Origin of the sequence: Citreicella sp. C3M06, from assembly GCF_018860705.1 — a bacterium.
Lineage (GTDB): Bacteria > Pseudomonadota > Alphaproteobacteria > Rhodobacterales > Rhodobacteraceae > Salipiger.
This window is the reverse complement of record NZ_JAHKQA010000061.1, coordinates 1-8961: the sequence shown is the minus strand read 5'-3', so window position 1 is coordinate 8961 and position 8961 is coordinate 1. Positions and strand designations below refer to the sequence as shown.

Here is an 8961-nt window from a genome sequence, read left to right as displayed (position 1 = left end):
CGATTTGTGCAACAAAGCCCATCATGACAATAGCCGCAAACAACCTCGCAATACTGCTCCGGTTGCTGCACGCGCGACTCGGGTGTGGCGCGCAAGTCAAGCGCGCCGAGTTCCCAAAAATACGCCCATCTGTCGAAACCTTACAGGTAGCGATCATAGCTGTTGTGTGATAGCTTCGCTTGTCGCATACATATAGCTAAACTCCACATGCCGCGCGGACCTTTCGGAGCGAGGTTCATGGAGCATACCTTCTAATGTACGGCGCGGCGAGCAGAATGAACAAAACCACTGAATCATTTCGTTTTATTGATCTATTTGCCGGAATTGGCGGCCTCCGGATCGGTTTTGAAGCAATCGGAGGAGTATGTGTATTTACCTCCGAGTGGAACAAATATTCGCAAGAAACCTACAGGGCAAATTTCCCGGACGACGATCACAAAATTGAAGGGGACATCACAGCGATCAGTGAAGAAGACGTCCCGGCACACGACTTGTTGCTCGCGGGCTTTCCATGCCAACCCTTTTCAATCGCTGGGGTATCCAAGAAAAATGCCTTGGGAAGAGCTCATGGTTTTGCCGACGAGACCCAAGGCACGCTATTCTTTGACGTCGTACGCATCCTGAGGCACCATAGACCGAAGGCATTCTTGCTGGAGAACGTTAAAAACCTTCTGAGTCATGACAAGGGGAATACGATGCGTGTCATTTTGCATGCATTGGACGAACTCGATTATGATGTCGACTATCGCGTCATAGATGCCCAAAGTTGGGTCCCTCAGCATCGGCAACGGATTTTCATATCTGGTTTCCGTAGAGATTTTCCGACCAACTTTACTATGGAAGATGTGAAGATCCCTCAAGGGCGTAAACCCATTCTTAAAGATATCCTTCATCCTGAAGATGGATCTGAAATTGCAGAATTCCCGTTTACAGTGGGCCCGTGTGCTGAAGTGTCGGAAAAATATACCTTGACTCCCAAACTCTGGGAATATCTTCAAAGGTACGCTGCAAAACACAAAGCTGCGGGCAATGGATTTGGTTTCGGCTTGCGAGGGCCTGGCGATGTCGCCAGAACACTGTCCGCAAGGTATTACAAGGACGGTTCAGAAATCCTGATTGAGCGGGATGGAGACATTCCGAGGCGCCTGACCCCACGGGAGTGCTCACGCCTAATGGGGTTTGACCGACCAGGTAACAATCGACCTTGGATCATTCCTGTTTCGGATACCCAAGCTTACCGCCAATTTGGGAACGCAGTGGCCGCACCGGTCGCCATTGCGATCGCGAATTCCATGGAACCGTGGCTTACCAACACGGTGGCTATCAGGTCAAGGATGAGTAATCGTGCCTAACACACGGCACCCGATGAGCCGATCAGAGATGATGTCGCGGATTGGCCCCAAGGACACAAAGCCTGAACTTGTCGTCAGGCGCGGAGTCCATGCCTGCGGGTATCGTTTCCGACTTCACAGAAAGGAACTCCCGGGAAAACCGGATCTTATGATGAGCAAGTATCGGTCGGCGATTTTTATCCATGGGTGTTTTTGGCATGCGCATGAAGACTGCCGATATTTCAAGCTGCCCAAGACACGGCGTGAATTCTGGCAAGAGAAACTTCTCACCAACAGCAAGCGCGATCAGGCAGCGGTTCAAAGTCTTATTGATGGCGACTGGCGTGTTCTGATCGTTTAGGAATGTGCAACTCGGGAAATTCCGGTTGAGAAAATTGTTGCCTGCATCGCCGATTGGTTGCAGTCCCATGAAAAATTTGCAGAAATATCTTCTGACACATGGCGGACAAGCCGTTCAATAACAAAACGGAAAACGAAAAAGAGCGTTTGAAATGAACAACGAATTGATTAACGAACCAGACGCGCCAAGGCTGATCAACGGTCTTCGGGATACAGGCTATGACTTTAGGACGGCTTCTGCTGACATCATAGACAACTCGGTGGCTGCAGGAGCTCAGGAGATCAATGTTCGCATCGACTTGATGCAAGACGGACGAAAACTTGTCTATTTCGGCGATGATGGTTTCGGTATGAATGCCGACGGTGTGTTCAAGGCGATGCGCTACGGGGCCCCCGAGCGTGAAAACCCTGAAAGCCTTGGCAAGTTTGGCCTCGGATTGAAAACCGCCTCGAGTTCCGTGTGCCGCCAATTCACGCTGATCTCAAGAAACTCACCCGATGAGGCCCTGAGCAAGCTTTCCTGGGACCTTGATCACGTCGAAGCATCGGGGCTCTGGGAAATGAGCAGGGAACCGGTGACAGTCGATGAGGAAGAAGCCTTTGAAGAGCTGTGTGGGGAAGGAAGTGGAACGCTCGTCGTATGGTCGAAATGCGACAGGATCCTTTCAAAGAACTATGACGAACCCGGTGGTACAAAGGAAAAGGCTGCGATTGGCCGTCTCTCTGCCGGATTGCAGAAACATGTAAGTGAGATCTATCACCGTTTTCTGGATCAAGCCGATACCCGAGAGCGGAATATCACGATTTCTGTGGATGGCGTCAAAGTCGGGCCATGGGATCCGTTTTTCCGGGAACGCTCGGAACAGGTCCTTGCCGAGAAACAACAGGCAATGGAGGTGCAGGTCGAAGACGGAAGTACACACAATGCTTCGGTCGCGGCATGGATCCTTCCCCACAGTGACGACCTAGGCGACGACGAAAAAAACCAAGCCCGCATCACCAACAGGGGCCAAGGATTCTACATCTACAGGGAAGGCCGGTTGATCAGCAGCGGTGGATGGCTCAGCGTTTTCGGCGGTCTCGACCCACATATGTCATTGCTGAGAATTGAATTTGATTTTGGGCACGAACTGGATGAGGCCTTTCATATCGACGTGAAGAAATCCCGTGTTCTTTTTGATCCGGCACTGTCCGAATACCTCGAAAAGCTTCTCGGACCAGCGCGCAGGGAAGCAAACCTGCGATACCGAAAGAAAGCCCAGAAAGACGCAGCGAAGGCCAAGGTTGATCATACTTCTGCGAACCGCACTGTGGAGGGCACCAAAAACACGCGACAAGCAACAGTCGAGGGCGCGGATCCCGAAACGCAAAGTGCAGTGATCTCGAACAATCGCGGGCCGAAGATCAAAATTCGCCAGAAGATCGAAAACAACGTCGAACCTGGCAGTCTCTATATTGAAGCCGTTGACACGATCACGTCAGGAGACCTGTGGGAACCCAGCTATAGGAGCGCAGGAGTTGAAGGACATGTCGGTGCAGTATTGTTGAACAAGCATCACGACTATTACCAAAAAATCTACCTTCGGGCGGCGAATAGCGGCTATTCCGTACAGGGAATGGATCTTCTGCTCTGGGCCTTCACGGCAGCCGAGCAGAACAATACCAACGAGGAACTGGATCCGATTTTCTCAGATATCCGCGAAGAGATTTCCTCAAACCTGAGAAAGCTGTTGCGCGACGTGACCACACCGACCAGCGACGACCTTGAGGACGAATAGAGCTTTCAAATGCTGAAAGATCACGCAGACCTGATTGCATCTGAGTTGAGCGAAGGTACGGGTGCGTCTGTTGCTTTGAGCATTGTGGCCTCTGGCATGCGATCAGGTTTGGATATTTGGTTCCATGATTTGGAGAAACGTCAGGGACCGATTGTCGAACTCCGCCCTCACGGTCTGAGAGCTCACCGAGTGCAACTTCGGTTCGGGAATTTCTCAAGACAGATCTTGAAACAAATCTCCGAAGCTCCTGCGGAAGACATCCAACTGGCACGATCCCTCGTAACCAGCATTAGGGTCGAGGCCAACGTGGAAATTCCTGGTCAAAGCCTTGAATGCTGGACGGTTGATGATGGCAGATTTACGATAGCAGCTACCCTCAAACATGAGACCACGGCAGATGGCGGTGATGCGATCGTCGCTACTTGCCGGGAAGTCATTGTGCCCCTCATGGCTGCAATGGCGGAACTGATTGGTTACGACGAAATAGTTCCTGAGGACACGTCAGGAGAATTGGAGGGAGCCCTTTCCCTCGCACTTGTTCGGAAGCGAGAGAGAAATCCGAGAAACAGGCTCCTTTGCCTCAGAGTGCATGGCTACAAGTGCTATTGCTGCGGGCTCAAACCGCAGTTGAAATATGGACCAGCGGGCAAAGTTCTTGAGGTACACCACCTGCAACCAGTGTCTCAATTGCATGAGGAGAGACGTTACGATCCAAAGGCGGACCTTGTTCCTCTTTGCCCGAATTGCCACCGAGCAGTCCACACACGGCGGCCCACGCCGTATTCGATCGAAGAACTGATTATTATGATGGATACGAATGTCCACTGATGTGAATTCACTTCCCGAAAAATTTGCTGACCTTCCGGATACTCTCCCAGAGGGCATTCGTTTGAGTGGTCGTGTCCTTGATCCAGTGGTCATCATCGACAAGGAAGGTGGGAAACTCGTCGCAAAAATGGCCGGGCGCCGAACAGTAAAAGGTAAGGAAAAACTGATACTTGCGTTCGGTAATGAATTCGACTGGGTTCTTGATGACAAGACCATTCGCCCGTTGCCTCATGATGCTTTGGAGTTGCTGAGAGCTTCCATGGACGTGGATCATGACGGAAGTGTTGGATACGGAGAGCTCCGCCAGCACATCGCCTCATCGGATGGTTCCTTGAGCATCCAACTCACCGATGCAGCGGGGCAATCGGGATCTGAATCCGCTTCCCGATATCCAGACGTGCTGAAGATGCCCGGCTTAAATGCTGAATTGTACCCTTACCAAGCCAAAGGCGTAGCTTGGATGTGGGAAACCGTCCAAGCTCACGGAGGATTGATCCTCGCAGACGAAATGGGCCTTGGGAAAACTCTGCAAATCATTGCTCTGCTCGTGAGGGAGCCCCCTCCAGAGCATTCACCGGCTTTGATCATATGCCCTACCAGCCTTATTGCGAACTGGGTCCGAGAAATCGAAAGATTTGCACCCTCCCTGTTGATCCTCGTTCACCGCGGCGCCTATCGAACCGGTGTGTTCGCCGGCCTGCAGAGTGCTCAGGTAGTTATCACCACGTATGACACGATGGTGAACGACGTCGCGATTTTTTCCGCATTTGAATGGTCTTGGGTAATTTGTGACGAGGCTCAGGCTATCAAGAACCCGGCCTCCGGCCGGAGGAATTGCGTTGCGACCATTCCTCGCGCCCGGACTGTTCCCATGACAGGGACTCCTGTCGAAAACAGCCTTGTGGACCTATGGTCACTGGCCGACTTCGCCATTCCCGGGCTTCTCGGCACATTGTCTGATTTTGAGGCCAATTTCCCCGATGGGATCGAGATGGCGGCAGAACTCGCAAAAGTCGTCGAACCGGTCATGCTGAAACGTCGTGTCGCAGACGTAGCCGACGATCTTCCAGAGCGTATAGATATCGAGATGCCTCTGGAAATGGAGAGTGCTCTCGTTGAGCATTACAACGCGGTACGGGAAGCCACACTGGAGAAATATCCAGTCGCCGGGGCGCTCGTCGCCACCCTGCAGTTGCAGTTGGTGTGTGCACACCCTTGGCTACGTGTATCTGGCACCGATGTCACCGACGCCGAAAATGCCAACATCGTTGAAGTTGTAGATCTTCCGCTGATCAACACCAAGATGGAGCAAACAGTCCGATTGATCCGAGAGGCTTTCGCGACAGGCCGGAAAGTCTTGGTTTTCGCCCTGTTCAATCGTCTCGGGGATTTGCTTCAGCAAGCGGCTCCCGACCTTTCTGACGCCTATTGGGGAGCAATCAACGGAGGAACACCGCAAGCAGACCGACAAGGCATAATCGATGAATTCTCTGCCGAGGAGGGCCCGGCCATTTTGGTGTTGAACCCGAAGGCTGCCGGAGCAGGCTTGAACATCACTGCCGCGACCGTCGTCATTCACATGACGCCAGTCTGGAACCCTGCTTTGGAAGCTCAGGCAAGCGCAAGGGCACACCGAAGGGGGCAGACACTGCCGGTCACTATTTACCATCTTTATTACGAGGATACTGTCGAAAGGATTATGCTTGATCGATCGGCTTGGAAAAACAAAATGGGCAACGAGATAGCCCCGGTGTCTACAAGAGATGATGAAGACTTGAAGAATGCACTGAACATCAGGCCGCAATTACCATGACGAAAAAGACTTACAGAAAAACCTTGAGCGCCAATGATGCCGGCGAGACGAAGAGCCACCAAGCCGGAATGCTCATTCCCAAGGCGGACCACGAGTTCAGGGCATTCCTTGGAGAGCTGGACCCCGCAACAAAAAACCCTCGGAGAACGATCTCTTGTCTTGATGAACACGGTGAGGAGATTGATTTGCAGTATATTTATTACAACAACAAACTCCACGACAAAAAAGGCACCCGAAATGAGTTCAGGCTTACCTGTTTGACTGGGTATCTGCGACGGTCTGGGGCGAAATCCGGTGACGAATTGGAGCTTTCCAAGGACGAAGGCCAGAATTTATTCAATTTACGGCTTATTACAAATTCTCACTCTGACGCAGTCACGGGCGAGACATCCAATCGAATTGTGCTGAGAGGATGGAGAAGAATTCATTGAATTTTATTCAGGACACGGATCAAGGATTGCGCAAAGACAAACCTCACCAACTGGCCATTCCAACGCGAATGAGCCATCGACACCTTCATTTGTCGCCCGGAACGAGCACTCTGCTCGAAAGCCATGGTTACTTTGTTCTCGAAGATCTCGAGAGCGCAGTTTCCTCCGCCACTTTACAACAAGAGGCAAAGGAAGCGCTCCTTGCCAACTTACTTAGACTTGTTTCCTGTGTCCATGGAGCCAGTGTAGACTGGATTGAATACTACGAGGGGTGCGAAGATGGGTTCCATGAGCTTTTTTTTGTTTGTCCTGAATTCGCCGGTATTGACTCGGAGAACCCACTGTTTGCGGTCAACAGAAAGTCATTCGGAAACGCTGGTGCAATGTTTGAAAGGGAGGGCTTGAATAGTTTTGGAGAATTGCTTGAAGCACTTAGGATCGGCATATCACCACTCCCTTCTGGTTTGGGAACCAAGAAGTTGGCGGCATTCTGGAAGCAGCTTCTTTCTTTGGCAAAGGATGTTCGCTCAGACAGTTCCGTGCTGTCTCGTCTCGCTGCGTTGCATCCACTGGCGTCCAGGCATCCTCAGGGCGCCCCCTCACAGGAAGAACCTGAAATTACTTTGGTTCTCAGTGAACAGGCTCGGAGACTGACAAGCGGGTGCCTTCACCTTGGGCCAAAAACCAGGAAACTTATGGAGAGCGGTCTGGAAACCATTGGAGATCTTGCCTCAGCCCCGCAGTCAGTACTTTTGGATATTCCCAGCATGGGAAAGACAACCACCAACCGGATTGATCGGGCTTTGACGGCGCTTGCTGAATCCCAAAACCCGGATGGTTCGATCGACTGGGAAGCTTACTGCGAGGGAATGGACGTTGGACTGTTCCCTGAAGAATCTAAAAATGGCAGCTTCTCCCAAATCCTTGCCGACTTCCCTGCGGTTCTAAAAAGCGCCTTTGAGATCTGCGAAAGCGAAGAGGATGGTATCATTCTCGTAAACAGGATCATGGCTCCGCCCAAGGAAAGGCTGAGCCTTGAGGCGGTCAGCGATCTTTTCGTTGAAAAGGTGACAAGGGAAAGGGTCAGACAAAAGGAGGCGAAAATCCTGGCGCGCTTGGCCAACGCTCTGATCCATGATGACTACGCAAATATGCCCTATCGCTTCCGCCCGGAATTCTCGGAACCATGGAGAACCGCCGCTGAATACTTTTCAAAATCGGATGAAGACATTTCCTTTGTCGATTTTGTTAATGGTCTTGAAAAGGCATGGTCAGTTCCAAGGCGGGAGTTTGCAAAGGCCCTGCCTCTTGTAACGGCTATAATTACCGGGGAGCTTGCGGCCGGAAAGGAGTTTCAATCATCGGTCCTCTTTGACACAACCTCGTTCAAGAAGGGCGATCACCCGGTCGTTGAACTCCCTTTGAAGCTACTTCAGGTACACAAATCGGCAGCGGTACTTCAAGAACAGGGCTATGCGACTGTTGGTGAGTTTCTCACTGCGATAAAGAGTGGGGCCTTATCTGCTTCAGACACCTCGCACACCCGCCGAGTGTACGACAGCATTCGGATACTGGCCAAGTGCACCTGTCCTGATGGGGTGGTCGATTGGTGGAAATATACGGATTTGGCGGAAGTTGCCTTTCTTCCGATATTCGATGTCAATGATCCGCTGTGCTTCCTCGAAAGCATAGTTCCGACAACCGCTTCCGTTTTGAACTCTCGGAAAATTTCGACTCATGCAGCCGATGTCTTTACCCGGCGCTCCTCCGTTGCTCTGTTGGACAGGCCAACCGCTGAGGCGCTTGCTATAGACTTGGGCGGTTACGGTTCAACGATCAAACGCATAGAAACAGACCTGTTGAGCTTTCTGAGTGATGTGTACATTGGCCAGAACCTTGCAATATCCACGGTGCACTTGAGTGCTGCATTCCTGATGCACTGGGCTTTTGTCGCTGAGTGCTTTGAAATGGCCGATGGCGACACAAGCCTCGCCTCAGACTTGTTGGCTACCGGATGGAAGATCGAAAAAGAACAAATCTCGCCGTATCTGCCTGCCATTGTTGCTATCGTAACCGGTTACCCGATGGGCAGGCTTGGTCGGTACACCAAACTGCGACCGACCGATGCTCAGTCACCCAAGAACGACATTCAGGATTTCCCAGCCATTCAGGAGGAAGAAGATATTGAGGACTTTGCTCCGCAGCGGATTGTCCTTCGAGGCTTTCGAAGAAGCCACTGAAAGCCAGACTATCAACCGGAACCGACTGTGTCTCTTCCGAAATCTCGTTGAAAATACCGGGTTAGTTCGCAATGGCAATCAACATGTCGGGCCTATGCTGGGGGCTTCAGCTCATCGTGGCAGGCTTGCTGAATGTTGCCAGCGAGAAAGCCTCTGACAAGGCGTTGTTGCGCAAATCAT

General features: G+C 51.7%; 7 protein-coding genes. All 7 read left to right on the top strand.

The genetic code is table 11. The annotated features are described in order from the left end of the window. Positions 1 to 275 precede the first annotated feature (275 nt). The 7 genes from dcm to KO516_RS13900 all read left to right on the top strand — a co-directional run bounded on the left by dcm (position 276) and on the right by KO516_RS13900 (position 8781). Entirely contained in the window at positions 276 to 1352 is a 1077-nt protein-coding gene (gene dcm, locus KO516_RS13930) for a DNA (cytosine-5-)-methyltransferase (RefSeq protein WP_305833395.1), read from the top strand. Positions 1353 to 1365: 13 nt separating this feature from the next. Continuing rightward, positions 1366 to 1692 (top strand): very short patch repair endonuclease, encoded by a 327-nt coding sequence (locus KO516_RS24285; RefSeq protein WP_371742087.1) that lies wholly within the window; start codon positions 1366 to 1368, stop codon positions 1690 to 1692. A 151-nt stretch (positions 1693 to 1843) separates the two neighbouring features. Beyond that, positions 1844 to 3469: an ATP-binding protein gene (locus KO516_RS13920; protein WP_216004391.1), complete on the top strand. Its 1626-nt coding sequence runs from the start codon at positions 1844 to 1846 to the stop codon at positions 3467 to 3469. 9 nt (positions 3470 to 3478) lie between these two features. Then, positions 3479 to 4297 carry an HNH endonuclease gene (locus tag KO516_RS13915; protein WP_216004390.1) on the top strand — a complete coding sequence of 273 codons (819 nt, stop codon included), beginning with the start codon at positions 3479 to 3481 and terminating at the stop codon, positions 4295 to 4297. Continuing rightward, positions 4287 to 6110, top strand: coding sequence for a DEAD/DEAH box helicase (locus KO516_RS13910; RefSeq protein ID WP_216004389.1), 1824 nt, complete (start codon positions 4287 to 4289; stop codon positions 6108 to 6110). The genes KO516_RS13915 and KO516_RS13910 overlap by 11 nt, the downstream gene beginning before the upstream one ends. After that, positions 6107 to 6541, top strand: a complete 435-nt coding sequence (locus KO516_RS13905) for an EcoRII N-terminal effector-binding domain-containing protein (protein ID WP_216004388.1) — start codon at positions 6107 to 6109, stop codon at positions 6539 to 6541. The genes KO516_RS13910 and KO516_RS13905 overlap by 4 nt, the downstream gene beginning before the upstream one ends. Then, positions 6538 to 8781, top strand: coding sequence for a helix-hairpin-helix domain-containing protein (locus KO516_RS13900; RefSeq protein ID WP_216004387.1), 2244 nt, complete (start codon positions 6538 to 6540; stop codon positions 8779 to 8781). The genes KO516_RS13905 and KO516_RS13900 overlap by 4 nt, the downstream gene beginning before the upstream one ends. Positions 8782 to 8961 lie beyond the last annotated feature (180 nt).